Below are 12,603 nucleotides of genomic sequence, written 5' to 3'. Positions count from 1 at the left end.
GGCCGACCTAGCCGCGCCGGAATCGCTCGCGCAGTTGGGGATCGTTTTCCCACCACAATCCCGACGGCTCGGCGCTTTCGGTCTCGGTCGCTTCGGCCGCGTCCAGCTCCGCGTCGACGGCGACCGCGTGCGCCTTCTCGTCCCGGGTCAGGGCACGCATCAGCAGCAGCACGAACGGCCAGCCGACCAGGTCCCCGAGAATCCACAGGACGCCCGCGCCGATCGTCTGATCGAGGCGCTGATCGGGACCCCAGGATCGGTGCAGCTGCGCGTAGTACGCCGCGCCGATCAACGAGCCCTGCCAGACGACCAACCCGAGCACCCCGTCGCCGAGGGCCTCGACGACGGTGATCAGCAGCGAGATCGCCTGGGAGTACCGGCGCGGAACGGGGTCTGCCTGCAGTCGAGCGTAGAAGTAGCCAAAACCGATCGCTACCAACAGGATTCGGGTGGGTGCGCCGACCCACTCGTTCTGCAGGGACGCGGTATACCAGGGCGTCAGGTAGAGCAGCCACGGCGTGCCCAGCATCGCCAGCGACGTGGTCAGCGGGTGCGCGAGCGCCCGCGCGAACCGGCTCGCCAGCAGCCGGTCGAGGCGATCGCGCCCGGGCTGGCCGAGCGCGTCGCGCAGCACGGTGACCGGCTTGGCCTGCGCGATGAAGAACGGCACGACGTAGAGCAGCAGCAGGACCTGCAGCGCGCGCACCCAGAACAGGGCGTAGGCGTAGACGCCGATCGCGCTCATCGTCGCCAGCGCCCACACCGCCACGCCGGCCACGAGGCAGCCGGCCTGCGCGGATCCCACGCTGCGACCGCGCCGGGCACACCAGGCGTAGGCGGCGGCCACCAGCACGATCGCCGCCGCGGAGGCGAGGTCCAGCTGCCAGCTCTGCACCAGGGCGGACCACGTCAGCGGGCCCGGATCGACGCGCATGGTCCTTAGCTTATTGCCGGCTCAGCCGCCGCTTCGGGGCTCGCATGTAGATTGGTTGGTAAGACGTTCGTCTTGGGCACTGCCACCATCGACATTTTCTGTGGAGATGAGCAGCTCACGAATCGATCGCACGAACCAATTTGAGGACCGCGCATACATGAATTCGTCCGAATTGTTTTCACATCGCTACGAACCTGAGGTCGTCCCCGACGCCAGTCGCGATTCGGAACCGGTGCAACTTCCTACGTTCTCCGACGGCCCGAAGAGCGATTCCTCGGCTACGCCACCGTCGTAAAAGGCGCGGCGCCGCGCTTGGCCGCGACCGCGGGTTGGTGCCGGCCCGCGTGGTTTCGATGTGAGACCAAGATTGCCGATTCAGCTGACGAGGCCCAGCGCGTGGGTGCGCCGCAGCTTGCCCGACGGGGTTTTCGGGATCATCCCGGGCTGCAGCACCACCACGTTTCGGGGGCGGACATCGACTTCGGCGAACACCTCGTGCGCCACCTGGCGCTCGATGCGGCGCATTTGCGCCTGGTCGTCGTACTCCCTGGATTCCACCGCCACCACGAACGTCTCGCGCGATTGCCCGGCGTCGAGTCGCACCGCGACCGAACAGCCCGGCCGCACCCCGGCCACCCGGCAGGCGGCGCGCTCGATGTCGGTCGGGTAGATGTTGCGGCCAGCCATGATGATGACGTCCTTGAGCCGCCCGCACACCACGACATTGCCGTCCTCAGTGAGATAGCCCAGGTCGCCGGTGTCATACCAGCCCCGCTCATCCCGCGCGGCGACGAACCCGGCCACTGTGGTGTAGCCATTCGTCACGGGTTCGCCGCGTACCTCGATGACGCCCACGCCGCGCGCCGGCAGGACGCTCCCCTCCTCGTCGAGGATCCGCAGCTCCAACCCCTCCAGCGGCCGGCCCAGTGAGGCGAGCCGGCGGGTATGTCCCCGGGTCGCGGGGACCGCGCGGTGCAGGATGGCCAGCAGGTCGGCGTCCACCTCGTCGACGAGCATGCCGCCTCCGCACGCGGAGAACGACACCGCAACCGTCGTCTCGGCCATGCCGTAGGCGGGGACGATCGCTTCGGGCTTCAAGCCGAACGGCGCCCCGGCCTCGCAGAGGTCCTCGACGTCGAGCGGGTCCACCTGCTCGGCGCCCGAGAGCGCCCACCGCAGTGAGGACAGGTCGAAGTCCCCGGGCGTGGCCTGTCTACGCAACCGATTGGCCAGCAGGTTGTACGCAAAGTTGGGCGCGGCGGTCATGGTGCCCTTGTATTTGTCAATCAGCTTGGCCCACAACAACGTATCGCGCAGGAAGTCCATCGGCGTGACCTTCACCAGCTCAGCACCGACGTACATGGGCACCGTCAGGTAGCCCGTCATGCCCATGTCGTGGAAGCACGGCAGCCAACTGACGATCACGTCGGTATCGAGGTCGAAGTCGCAGCCGACCATCATCGCTTCCGCGTTGGCGACGATGTTGGCGTGCGTGATCTGAACCGCCTTGGGCGACCCCGTCGAGCCCGACGTCAGCTGCATCAGCGCCACGTCGTCGTCGCCGGTGTCGACGGGGCCGACGGGGGCGTTCGCGAGCAGCGTCGCGGCGGTGAGCACCGTGATTCCGAGACCCGACAGCACCGGCGCTGCGGCCATGAACGGCTCCGAGATGACAACGGCTTTCGCCGAAATCATGTTGATGACGCCGGTTGTCTCCTCGGCCCAACGCGCCAGGTCGGTGCGGGGGGTGGGCTGATGCAACATGGTCACGCTGGCGCCGCGCATCCAGATGCCTTGCGCGGTGGGCGCGATCTCGACGGGTGCGCCTGCCAGCACGGCAACAGCGTCGCCGTGCCCGATGCCCGCCGCGGCCAGTCCACCCGCCACGCGGCGGGCCCGCTCGTGCACCTCGGCCCAGGTATGTCTTGCGGGCGCGTGCGGCTCCCCGGTGACCATCCCCTTGGGACTCCACCGGGCGTTGTAGTACATCGTTTCGGTGAATCGGCTCACGACATTCCTTCGGCTTAGGTGTTTTTGGGGCAAGCCGCTGGGGGTCGGCCGTCGTCGAGCACTTTTGGCGTCGACGATGACTGCGAGAGTGCTAAAACCCTTCGTATTCAGCCCAGATGGCGTGTCAGACGCGCCGACTTTATCGAGCCGATGCCCTGCACACAGCGCAGCGCGCGGAACGCGGTCCTAATTGTGACAATCGGCGCCGAGCCCGGTCGTCGGCTACGCCGCGGGCCGGCTCAGCCGCAACGACTCGGGCAGTGCACCGACCTGCCGGCGCTCCGGGACTTCCCAGATGTCGCCGGCGAGCGTGCCGGGCAGCCCGGCCTCGCTGGCGATGAAGACGGGATGGCCGCCGCGCATGGACTGGCGGTGATAGTCGCGCACCGTCGCGAACGCCCACTTGCTCAGCAGGCAGATCGCGACCAGGTTGGCGATGGCCATCAGCGCCATCGTCAGATCGGCGAGCGCCCAGACGAACTTCAGCTGGGACATCGCGCCGAACACGATCGCCCCTAGCGTCACGACTTTCAGCCCGTTGGTTGCCAGGTGCCGTCCGCCCAGGAAGAACAGATTGGCCTCGGCGCACACGTAATTGCTGAGCACCGAGGCGAATCCGAACACGAAGACGACGGCGGTCATCACCGCGGTGGTCCACGATCCGAGGCCGGCGGCGATCGCCGACTGGGTCAGGCTGGCGCCCGCGATCGAGCCGGTACGCGCCGGATCGTAAACGCCCGGACCCGCCATGAGCACGATGAACGCCGTCGCCGTGCAGATCACCATGGTGTCGACGAACACGGCGAGCGACTGAATCAGGCCCTGCTCCACGGGATGTGACACCGTCGCGGCGCCGGCGATGTTGGGCGAACTGCCCATCCCCGCCTCGCAGGCGAACAGGCCGCGCTTGACCCCGGTCAGCATGGCCGTCGCGATGCCGCCGGCGAAACCACCCGCCAGCTGCCTGATCCCGAAGGCCCCGCCGACGATCTCCTCGAGCACCCCCGGCAGCGCGGAGATGTTGACCGCCACGATCGCCAACGCCAGCGACGCGTACGTCAGCGCGGCGACCGGGATGACCCATTCCGCGAACTTGGCGACGCTGCGCACCCCGCCGAACAGGACCGCCGCCGCCAGCACGGCCAGACCCATTGTCGTCCAACCGATGTCGACGCCGTGCGACGACTTCAGCACCCCGCTGATCGCGTTGGTCTCCACCATGTTGAACGCGGTCGAGAACGTGACCACGAGCAGAACGGCGAAGAAGACGCCGCCCGCCCGCGAGCGCAGGCCGCGCTGGATGTAGAACGCCGGCCCGCCCCGGAAGGCGCCGTCGCCCGAGCGGACCTTGAAGACCTGGGCGAGGGTGGCCTCGATCAACGCGGTCGCCATGCCGACCCCGGCCACCACCCACATCCAAAAGATCGCGCCCGGCCCTCCCACGGTGAGCGCGATCGCGACGCCGGCGATGTTTCCGGTGCCTACCCGGGACGCGAGGCCGACACAGAAGGCCTGAAAAGACGAGATCCCACCGTCTTGGCGATGGGACCTGCGGAGCTGGCGAAGCATGCGCCCGAAGTAACGGATCTGAATGAATCGGGTGCGGACCGTGAAATAGACGCCGACGCCGATCAACAGGTAAACGAGGACATGACAACTCAGGGCATTGCTCAGCGGGTCGATGACCCGTGACTGAACGAAGTCCAAATCCATCCCCCACCTGGGCCGCTGTTCGCAGCAGACTAAGCGTGAAATGTTGACGTCAGGTTTCGTTAACCCGCCGTTGGCCGGCGTGTTTGTAAAGATCCAGTGACGCTACGAGACGCCGTCGACCTTCCCGCCGCTGGCGGCCAGGGTTTGCGGGCAATACACGTTGGCCGCGATCGCGGTGAACCGGGCCGCGTTGTCCCCGTGCAGCCCGGGATTCTGGGCCTGGATCGTCTTGACGACGTCCACCATCTGCGTCCCCTTGCCCACCGCGTCGCACACCCATTTCCCGGCACCGATTGCGGGCCCCGGGTCGGGGAAGGTGATGCCGGCCGCGCGCAGCGAGGTGAGGAAGGCGTCGTCGGTGTAGTCCGCCCGCGCGGGCGCGGCCATGCCGACCAGGGCGGCAAGGCTCGTAAGCGTGAGAATCAGCGGTTTCACAGCCCCCTGATCGTGCCAGAGGGGACGGACGGCCGCACCCGAAACGAGGCGTCAACTTGAGGTTGACAACCGCGCGTTCGTCAACCTACCGTTGACGGCATGTCCGAACCGACCCCGATCGCCTATCCCGTCCGCCTCGACGAGCTGATCAACGCCATCAAACGGGTGCACCCGGACGTGCTGGACCAGCTCGCCGACGCCGTCCTGGCCGCCGAGCACCTCGGCGAGGTCGCCGACCACCTGATCGGGCACTTCGTCGACCAGGCCCGCCGGTCGGGCGCCTCCTGGACCGACATCGGCAAAAGCATGGGCGTCACAAAGCAGGCCGCCCAAAAGCGGTTCGTTCCCCGCGCCGAGCCCACCACGCTGGACCCCGAGCAGGGCTTCGGGCGGTTCACGCCCCGGGCCCGCAGCGCGGTGGTGGCGGCCCAGAACGCCGCGCACGAGGCCGGCAACAGCGAGATCACCCCCGACCACCTGCTGCTCGGCCTGCTCACCGACCCGGCCGCGCTGGCGACGGTGCTGCTGAAGCGGCAGAAGGTGGACCCCGACACCATCCGGGCGGCCGTCAGCCTGCCCCCGGCGGCCGGCGAACCCCCTGAGCTCATCCCGTCCAGCGGCCCGGCGCGCAAGGCGCTGGAGCTGACCTTCCGCGAGGCACTTCGGCTGGGCCACAACTACATCGGCACCGAACACCTGCTGCTGGCGCTGCTCGAACTCGAGGACGGAGCGGGACCGCTGCACCGGTGCGGCGTCGACAAGGAGCGCGTCGAAACGGATTTGGTCGATGCGCTCGAATCGCTGAGCGCCGGGACCGACCCCTCCCCTTCGCCGTAGCGCCTGTGCAATCATGCGAGGATGCACCGCTGGCTGATTGCCTTGTCCATCTTGATCGTCGCGGTCGCGAACGTCTCCGCGCCGCGCGCGTGGGCGGGTGACGCGCCGATCGGTCACCTCGGTGACACCCTGCGGGTGGACACCGGCAAGTACGTCGCCGACGTCACCGTCAGCAGCGTGGCCCCGTGCGACCCGCCGCCGGGATTCGGCTACACCCGCGAGGGCGTTCCGATCAAAAGCTTCCCGGGCAGCACCGTCGACCGCGCCGATGTGACGATTCGCGCGGTCCGGGTGCCCAATCCGTTCATCATGGCGACCGAGTTCAGCTTCGACGGCGTCACCCCGTTCGCCGACGCCTACAAGCCGCGGGCCTCCGACGCGCCCGACGCGCTGGACAACGTGCTCGTCAACGCGCCGAACGGGGCGATCGTGCGCGGAGCGGTGTATTGGGACGCCTACCGCGACCCGGTCTCCACCGTGGTCCTGCTGGACAAGAAGACGGGCTATCACCTCGCCCAATGGAATCTTTGATCCGCGGGGAATCTCTGACGGTCGCCACGGGCCCGGTTGACGCCGGGGACCTGGCTACCGTTGCCGCGCAAACCTTTCCGCTAGCCTGCCCGCCCACTACCGCTCCTGAAGACATCGCGTCGTTCATCGACGCCAACCTGTCGGCGGAGCGCTTCGCCGAATACCTGGCCGACCCGGACCGCGCGATCATCACCGCCGCGCGCGGCGGCCGAATCATCGGCTACGCCATGGTGATTCGCGATGGCACCGACTCCGCCGAGCTGTCGAAGATCTACGTGCTGCCCGAACACCACGGCACCGGGGCGGCGGCGGCGCTGATGGAGCTCAGCGTGGCCACCGCCGAGAAGTGGGGCGCGCAGCGCGTCTGGCTGGGCGTCAACCAGGCAAACCAACGCGCGCAACGCTTTTACGCCAAGCATGGCTTTACGGTCAACGGCACCAGGACCTTTCGGGTGGGCGCCCGCCTCGAGAACGACTACCTCATGGTTCGCGAGCTTGGGTCAGCGCCACCAGCCGCGACGTAGCCCGCAGATATTTCTTTCGATAGCCACCGGCCAGCATCTCCTCGCTGAACACCGTGTCCAGCGGCGCGCCGGAGGCGACAACCGGGATGCCGGCGTCGTAAAGCCGGTCGGTCAACGACACCAGCCTCAGTGCCACGTTCTGGTCGTCGATGCCGTGCACGCCGGTCAGGAACACCGCCGTCACGCCCTCGATCAGCGTCAGATACCGCGAAGGGTGCATGGTGGCCAGGTGCGCGCACAGCGCGTCGAAATCGTCCAGCGTCGCCCCGTCGACGGTCGCGGCACGCGCGGCGACCTCCTCGTCCGACAGCGGCTGCGGCGCCAGCGGCAGCCCGCGATGCCGGTAGTCGGGCCCCTCGATCCGCACCGTGGTGAAAATGCTTGCCAGCGTGTTGATCTCGCGCAGGAAGTCCTGGGCGGCGAAGCGGCCCTCGCCGAGCTGCTCGGGCAGGGTGTTCGAGGTGGCCGCCACCGACACCCCCCGCTCCACCAACGAGGACAGCAGCCGCGAGATCAGGGTGGTGTTGCCGGGGTCGTCGAGCTCGAACTCGTCGATGCACACCGCGGTGTAACCCGCCAGCATGTCGATGCATTCGACGTAGCCGAACACCCCGGCGAGCTGGGTGAGCTCGCCAAAGGTGGCGAAGGCCTTGGGCGTTGGCGGCTCGGGCCCTTCCCCCGGCAGCTGGTAGTAGGCCGAGGCGAGCAGGTGGGTCTTGCCCACGCCGAAGCCGCCGTCGAGATACAGCCCGACGCCGGGCAGCACGGCGCGCTTGCCCAACAGTTTTCGGCGGCCGGCCCGCCGCTCCACGGCCTGCCGGCAGAAGTCCTGGCAGGCCGCGACGGCGGCCGCCTGGCTCGGTTCCCTTGGATCGGGCCGATACGACGCGAAGCTCACGTCGGCGAACGTTGGCGGCGGCCGCAATTGGGCGATCAATCGCTCCGGCGACACGGTCGGATGCCGATCCACCAGATGCCCCACGCGGCCCCCGTGCATGCACGAACTGTAGCGGCGTGCTGCAATCAAGCTCATGCCAGAGACCCGGTTGACGCTGCTCGGGTCGACGCGGGAAATCGACGACGCCGAACTCGCCCGCCTGTACGGCTATCCGGACACCGACGGCACATGCGTGCGGGCGAATTTCATCACCAGCGTGGACGGCGGCGCCACCGCCGACGGCAGCAGCGGCACCATGGGCGGGCCCGGCGACCGGCACATCTTCAACCTGCTGCGCGAACTGGCCGACGTGATCGTGGTCGGCGCGGGCACCGTGCGCATCGAGGGCTATTCCGGCGCGCACCTGGCCGTCGCGCAGCGACAGGCCCGGCAGACCCGCGGGCAAAGCGAGGTCCCGCAGCTGGCGATCGTCACCAAGTCCGGCCGCCTCGACCGCGACATGGCGGTGTTCACCCGCACCGAGGTGCCGCCCCTGGTGCTCACCTGCGCGGCGTCGGCCGCGGAGACGAGCCGGCGACTCGGCGACCTGTGCGAGGTGCTCGAGTGCTCCGGCGGCGATCCCGGTCAGGTCGACGAGGCCGCCCTGCTGGCGGCCCTGGCGGCGCGCGGAATGCGCCACGTGCTGACCGAGGGCGGGCCGATGCTGCTCGGCGCGTTCGTCGACCGCGACCTGCTCGACGAGCTGTGCCTGACGATCGCGCCCTACCTGGTCGGCGGGCTGGCCCGGCGCATCGCGACGGGCCCGGGCCAGGTGCTGACCCGGATGCGCCGCGCCCACCTGCTCACCGACGACGCCGGCTACCTATACGCCCGTTACGTCCGGGGCTGAAAAGTCGAAGCTACTGTGGTCGGCATGAGTCGGCAGATCGCGTCCGCCACAATCCTGGTGGCGGTGAGCGCGCTGATCGCCGGCTGCGTCCCCGGCCTGGGCGCGGACCCGCGCTTCGCCACCAATTCCGGCGCCCGCCCCCAGGGCGTGCCCACCTCGAAGCCCCCGCCGGCCGGTCCGCCGCCGATCGCCGCCCCCAAGAACGACCTGTCCTGGCGCGACTGCACGGCGAAGGTGTTCGGCGACGCGGCTGTCCCCGCGGCGCCCGGCGTGCAGCTGGACTGCGCGAACTACGACGCCGACCTCGACCCGACGGGCGGCGGGTCGGGAACGCTGAGCATCGGCGTGGTCCGCGCGCGCTCGGACAAGACGCCGCACGACGCCGGGCCGCTCGTCTTCACCACCGGCTCGGACCTGCCGTCGTCGACGCAGTTGCCCGCCTGGCTCGCCCGGGGCGGCGCCGACGTGCTGCAAACCCACCCGATCGTGGCCGTCGACCGCCGTGGCATCGGCATGTCGAGCCCCATCGACTGCCGCGACCAGCTCGACCGCCAGGCCATGCGCGACCAGGCGCAGTTCCAGGCCGGCGACGACCCGGTCGCCAACCTGTCCGACCTCTCCAACACCGCCACCACCAACTGCACCGACGCCATCGCCCCGGGCTCCTCGGCCTACGACAACTCGCACGCCGCCTCCGACATCGAGCGGCTGCGCAGCCTGTGGGACGTGCCGGCGGTCGCGCTGGTGGGGATCGGCAACGGCGCCCAGGTGGCGCTGGCCTATGCCGCGTCGCGGCCCGACCGGGTCGCCCGGCTGATCCTCGACTCCCCAATTGCCTTGGGCGTCAACGCCGAGGCCGCCGCCGAGCAACAGGTCAAGGGCCAGCAGGCCGCGCTCGACGCGTTCGCCGCCCAGTGCGTCGCCGTCAACTGCCCGCTGGGCCCGGACCCCAAGGGCGCCATCAGCGCGATGCTGGCCGACGCCCGCGCGGGCAAGGGGCCCGGCGGCGCGCCGGTGTCCGCGGTGGCCACTGCGATCACCGTCGCGTTGGGATTCCCCTCCGGCGGACGCGTCGGCGCCACCCAGAGCCTGGCCGGCGCGCTGGCGGCCGCCCGCTCCGGGGACGCCAACCAGCTGAACAACCTGATCGCCCACGCCTACTCCCTCACCGATTCGGACGGCCAGTTCGTCAACTCCTGCAGCGATTCCATCAACCGGCCGACCCCGGACCGGGTGCGCGAGCTCGTGGTGGCGTGGGCGAAGCTGTATCCCCAGTTCGGCACCGTAGCCGCGCTGAACTTGGTGAAATGCGTGCACTGGCCGACGATTCCGCCGCCCGCGCCGCCCAAGGACCTCAAGGTGGACGTCCTGCTGGCGGGCGTGCAGAACGACCCGATCGTCGGCAACGAGGGAGCCGCCGCGACCGCGGCCATGATCATCAACGCCAACGCGGCCAGCAAGCGGGTGATGTGGCAGGGCATCGGCCACGGCGCCAGCATCTATTCGCCCTGCGCCGTCGCGCCGCTGATCGGCTATCTCAACAGCGGCAAACTGCCCGGGACCGACACCTACTGTCCCGCCTGATACTTTGCGCTTCGTGACGGCAGCTGACTCGACCCGAACCGGCCTGCGCGATTCGGTGCTGGCCGCGTTCCGTCCCCGCACCAGCGCACCGAGCACCGCGACGGTAGTGCGGTCGGTGTTGTGGCCGTTGGCCATCATGTCAGTGCTGCACCGCAGCATCATCCTCACGCTCAACGGCAACATCACCGATGACTTCAAGCCGGTCTACCGGGCGGTGCTGAACTTCCGGCGCGGCTGGGACATCTACAACGAGCACTTCGACTACGTCGACCCGCACTACCTGTATCCGCCCGGCGGCACGCTCTTGATGGCGCCCTTCGGGTACCTGTCCTTCACGCCGTCGCGGTATCTGTTCATCGGAATCAACACCGTCGCGATCCTGCTCGCCTGGTATCTGTTGCTGCGGTTGTTCAAATTCACGCTGTCCTCGGTGGCCGCGCCCGCCTTACTGCTGGCCATGTTCTGCACCGAAAGCGTGACCAGCACCCTGGTGTTCACCAACATCAACGGCTGCGTGCTGCTGGCCGAGGTGCTTTTCCTGAGGTGGCTGCTGGACGGCCAGGTGGGCGATCAGTGGTGGGCGGGGGCGGTCATCGGGCTGACGCTGACGCTCAAACCCGTGCTGGGACCGCTGCTGTTGCTGCCGCTGCTGAACCGCCAGTGGCGGACCCTGGTGCCCGCGATCGTGGTCCCGGTCGTCATCAACGCGGCCGCGTGGCCGTTGGTCAGCGACCCGATGGACTTCGTCACCCGCACGCTTCCCTACATCGGCGGCGTCCGGGACTACTTCAACAGCTCGATCGAGGGCAACGGGGTGTACTTCGGGCTGCCCACCTGGCTGATCGTGTTCCTGCGGGTTCTGTTCACGCTGCTCGCGATCGGCGCGCTGTGGCTGCTGTACCGCTACTACCGAACCCTGGACCCGCTGTTCTGGTACACCAGCTCGTCGGGCGTGCTGCTGCTGTGGTCCTGGCTGGTGCTGCCGCTGGCCCAGGGCTACTACTCGATGATGCTGTTCCCCTTCTTGATGACGGTGGTGCTGCCTAACTCGCTGATCCGCAATTGGCCGGCGTGGCTGGGTGTCTACGGGTTCCTGGCGCTGGACGACTGGCTGATCTACCAACACATGCGGTACGGCCGCGCGCTGCACTACCTCAAGATCACCTACGGCTGGTCGCTGCTGCTGATCGTGGTGTTCACGGTGCTCTACTTCCGCTACCTGGACGCCAAGGCCGAAAACCGGCTGGACGAAGGCATCGATCCGGCGTGGGTGCCCGTTGACCGCGAGCGCGACGCGGTGATCGCAAGCGCGGCGGAGCCGGGCGCAGCGGGTCACCGCCATTCGAGCTAGCGTGGACGCATGACTTCCCCCAAGCTTCAGCTGACCGACGACGAGTGGCGCCAGAAGCTCACCCCCGAAGAGTTTCACGTGCTGCGCCAGGCCGGCACCGAGCGGCCGTTCACCGGTGAGTACACCGACACCAAGACGGAAGGCATCTACCAGTGTCGGGCCTGCGGCGCCGAATTGTTCCGCAGCACAGAGAAATTCGAGTCGCACTGCGGCTGGCCGTCGTTCTTCGACCCGGCGAACTCGGACGCGGTGATCCTGCGCCCCGACCACTCGATGGGCACGACGCGCACCGAGGTGCTGTGCGCGAACTGCCACAGCCACCTGGGCCACGTGTTCGCCGGCGAGGGCTATCCGACGCCGACCGATCAGCGGTACTGCATCAACTCGATCTCGCTGCGCCTGGTGCCGACGGGCGCGTAAGGGCGTTCTCCGGTTGCGGGATGTGCCGCTGTGCCCGCCTCAGAGCGACAACGTGATTGGCCGCGCGGTAGGTGCCCGCGCGGCGCCCCCCCGCGAGTTGTCGCTGTGAGGCGGGCAGAAAGCCAACCCCGACCGTCCGGTGACAAAAGTGACGGGTGAGGCGTGAACCGCCCACCCGGCGCGCCCGGCGCCTACACCCCGTCCATCCCGGGCTGACCGAACAGGCTGCCGCCGGCGCCGCCTTTGCCGGGCGTGCCCGGGGTCGGGCCGCCCCCGGCGCTGCCGCCGTTGCCGCCGTTGCCGATCAGCACGGCCACGCCGCCGTCACCGCCGTTGCCCCCGGTGACCAGGCCCTCCCCGCCGGCGCCGCCGACTCCGCCGTTGCCGATCGGCCCAGCCGTACCGCCGGCCCCGCCGTGCCCGCCGGTCGTGTAGCCGAACCCACCGATGCCGCCGGCGCCGCCATTGCCGGAGATG

The 12,603-nt window shown here is 68.9% G+C and carries 12 protein-coding genes and 1 pseudogene; 7 read left to right on the top strand and 6 right to left on the bottom strand.

Going from position 1 to position 12,603, the window contains the following annotated elements:
• Positions 1–7: 7 nt before the first annotated feature.
• From N415_RS14665 to N415_RS14645, 4 genes are all read right to left on the bottom strand, one after another.
• The gene (locus N415_RS14665) at positions 8–934 is read right to left on the bottom strand and encodes a cytochrome c oxidase assembly protein (protein ID WP_068182916.1); all 927 of its coding nucleotides are present in this window, start codon (positions 932–934) and stop codon (positions 8–10) included.
• A gap of 375 nt (positions 935–1,309) precedes the next feature.
• Positions 1,310–2,944: a fatty acyl-AMP ligase gene (locus N415_RS14655; RefSeq protein WP_068182911.1), complete on the bottom strand. Its 1,635-nt coding sequence runs from the start codon at positions 2,942–2,944 to the stop codon at positions 1,310–1,312.
• Positions 2,945–3,166: 222 nt separating this feature from the next.
• The gene (locus tag N415_RS14650; protein ID WP_193376453.1) at positions 3,167–4,657 is read right to left on the bottom strand and encodes a sodium:alanine symporter family protein; all 1,491 of its coding nucleotides are present in this window, start codon (positions 4,655–4,657) and stop codon (positions 3,167–3,169) included.
• 102 nt (positions 4,658–4,759) lie between these two features.
• Positions 4,760–5,044, bottom strand: a complete 285-nt coding sequence (locus tag N415_RS14645) for a DUF732 domain-containing protein (protein ID WP_068183054.1) — start codon at positions 5,042–5,044, stop codon at positions 4,760–4,762.
• Between the two features lie 147 nt (positions 5,045–5,191).
• On the opposite strand from N415_RS14645, the gene N415_RS14640 reads away from it, so the two are divergent.
• The 3 genes from N415_RS14640 to N415_RS14630 are packed head-to-tail and all read left to right on the top strand — an operon-like array spanning position 5,192 to position 6,984.
• Positions 5,192–5,929, top strand: a complete 738-nt coding sequence (locus N415_RS14640) for a Clp protease N-terminal domain-containing protein (protein WP_068182907.1) — start codon at positions 5,192–5,194, stop codon at positions 5,927–5,929.
• 21 nt (positions 5,930–5,950) lie between these two features.
• The gene (locus N415_RS14635; RefSeq protein WP_068182904.1) at positions 5,951–6,460 is read left to right on the top strand and encodes a hypothetical protein; all 510 of its coding nucleotides are present in this window, start codon (positions 5,951–5,953) and stop codon (positions 6,458–6,460) included.
• A complete protein-coding gene (locus N415_RS14630) occupies positions 6,448–6,984 on the top strand; it encodes a GNAT family N-acetyltransferase (RefSeq protein ID WP_068182901.1) in 537 nt (178 codons plus the stop codon). Before N415_RS14635 ends, N415_RS14630 begins: the two co-directional genes overlap by 13 nt.
• Here N415_RS14630 and zapE read toward each other — a convergent pair.
• Positions 6,941–8,017, bottom strand: coding sequence for a cell division protein ZapE (gene zapE, locus N415_RS14625; protein WP_068182898.1), 1,077 nt, complete (start codon positions 8,015–8,017; stop codon positions 6,941–6,943). The two genes, N415_RS14630 and zapE, sit on opposite strands and share 44 nt — an antisense overlap.
• Between zapE and N415_RS14620 the strand changes: the two genes are divergently transcribed.
• From N415_RS14620 to msrB, 4 genes are read left to right on the top strand one after another with little or no spacing between them, the layout of a single operon-like run.
• A complete protein-coding gene (locus N415_RS14620; protein ID WP_068182896.1) occupies positions 8,016–8,771 on the top strand; it encodes a pyrimidine reductase family protein in 756 nt (251 codons plus the stop codon). The two genes, zapE and N415_RS14620, sit on opposite strands and share 2 nt — an antisense overlap.
• Before the next feature lie 24 nt (positions 8,772–8,795).
• Positions 8,796–10,355: an alpha/beta fold hydrolase gene (locus N415_RS14615; protein WP_068183051.1), complete on the top strand. Its 1,560-nt coding sequence runs from the start codon at positions 8,796–8,798 to the stop codon at positions 10,353–10,355.
• A 13-nt stretch (positions 10,356–10,368) separates the two neighbouring features.
• Positions 10,369–11,706, top strand: coding sequence for an arabinofuranan 3-O-arabinosyltransferase (gene aftC, locus N415_RS14610; protein ID WP_239645552.1), 1,338 nt, complete (start codon positions 10,369–10,371; stop codon positions 11,704–11,706).
• A 9-nt stretch (positions 11,707–11,715) separates the two neighbouring features.
• Positions 11,716–12,126 carry a peptide-methionine (R)-S-oxide reductase MsrB gene (gene msrB, locus N415_RS14605; RefSeq protein WP_068107097.1) on the top strand — a complete coding sequence of 137 codons (411 nt, stop codon included), beginning with the start codon at positions 11,716–11,718 and terminating at the stop codon, positions 12,124–12,126.
• Positions 12,127–12,317: 191 nt separating this feature from the next.
• Here the strand turns inward: msrB and N415_RS31480 are convergent.
• Positions 12,318–12,603 (bottom strand): annotated as a pseudogene (locus N415_RS31480) (hypothetical protein); the annotation flags it as partial.

Origin of the sequence: Mycobacterium sp. UM_CSW (assembly GCF_000455205.1) — a bacterium.
Lineage (GTDB): Bacteria > Actinomycetota > Actinomycetes > Mycobacteriales > Mycobacteriaceae > Mycobacterium.
The sequence above is the reverse complement of the archived record's forward strand: the minus strand, read 5'-3'. Positions and strand labels throughout refer to the sequence as shown.

Excerpts from the sequence above, each read along its gene's own strand:
- N415_RS14665 (WP_068182916.1), bottom strand. The coding sequence starts at position 934 with ATGCGCGTCGATCCGGGCCCGCTGACGTGGTCCGCCCTGGTGCAGAGC.
- N415_RS14650 (WP_193376453.1), bottom strand. The coding sequence starts at position 4,657 with ATGGATTTGGACTTCGTTCAGTCACGGGTCATCGACCCGCTGAGCAAT.
- N415_RS14645 (WP_068183054.1), bottom strand. The coding sequence starts at position 5,044 with ATGGCCGCGCCCGCGCGGGCGGACTACACCGACGACGCCTTCCTCACC.
- N415_RS14640 (WP_068182907.1), top strand. The coding sequence starts at position 5,192 with ATGTCCGAACCGACCCCGATCGCCTATCCCGTCCGCCTCGACGAGCTG.
- N415_RS14635 (WP_068182904.1), top strand. The coding sequence starts at position 5,951 with ATGCACCGCTGGCTGATTGCCTTGTCCATCTTGATCGTCGCGGTCGCG.
- N415_RS14630 (WP_068182901.1), top strand. The coding sequence starts at position 6,448 with ATGGAATCTTTGATCCGCGGGGAATCTCTGACGGTCGCCACGGGCCCG.
- N415_RS14620 (WP_068182896.1), top strand. The coding sequence starts at position 8,016 with ATGCCAGAGACCCGGTTGACGCTGCTCGGGTCGACGCGGGAAATCGAC.
- zapE (WP_068182898.1), bottom strand. The coding sequence starts at position 8,017 with ATGAGCTTGATTGCAGCACGCCGCTACAGTTCGTGCATGCACGGGGGC.
- N415_RS14615 (WP_068183051.1), top strand. The coding sequence starts at position 8,796 with ATGAGTCGGCAGATCGCGTCCGCCACAATCCTGGTGGCGGTGAGCGCG.
- msrB (WP_068107097.1), top strand. The coding sequence starts at position 11,716 with ATGACTTCCCCCAAGCTTCAGCTGACCGACGACGAGTGGCGCCAGAAG.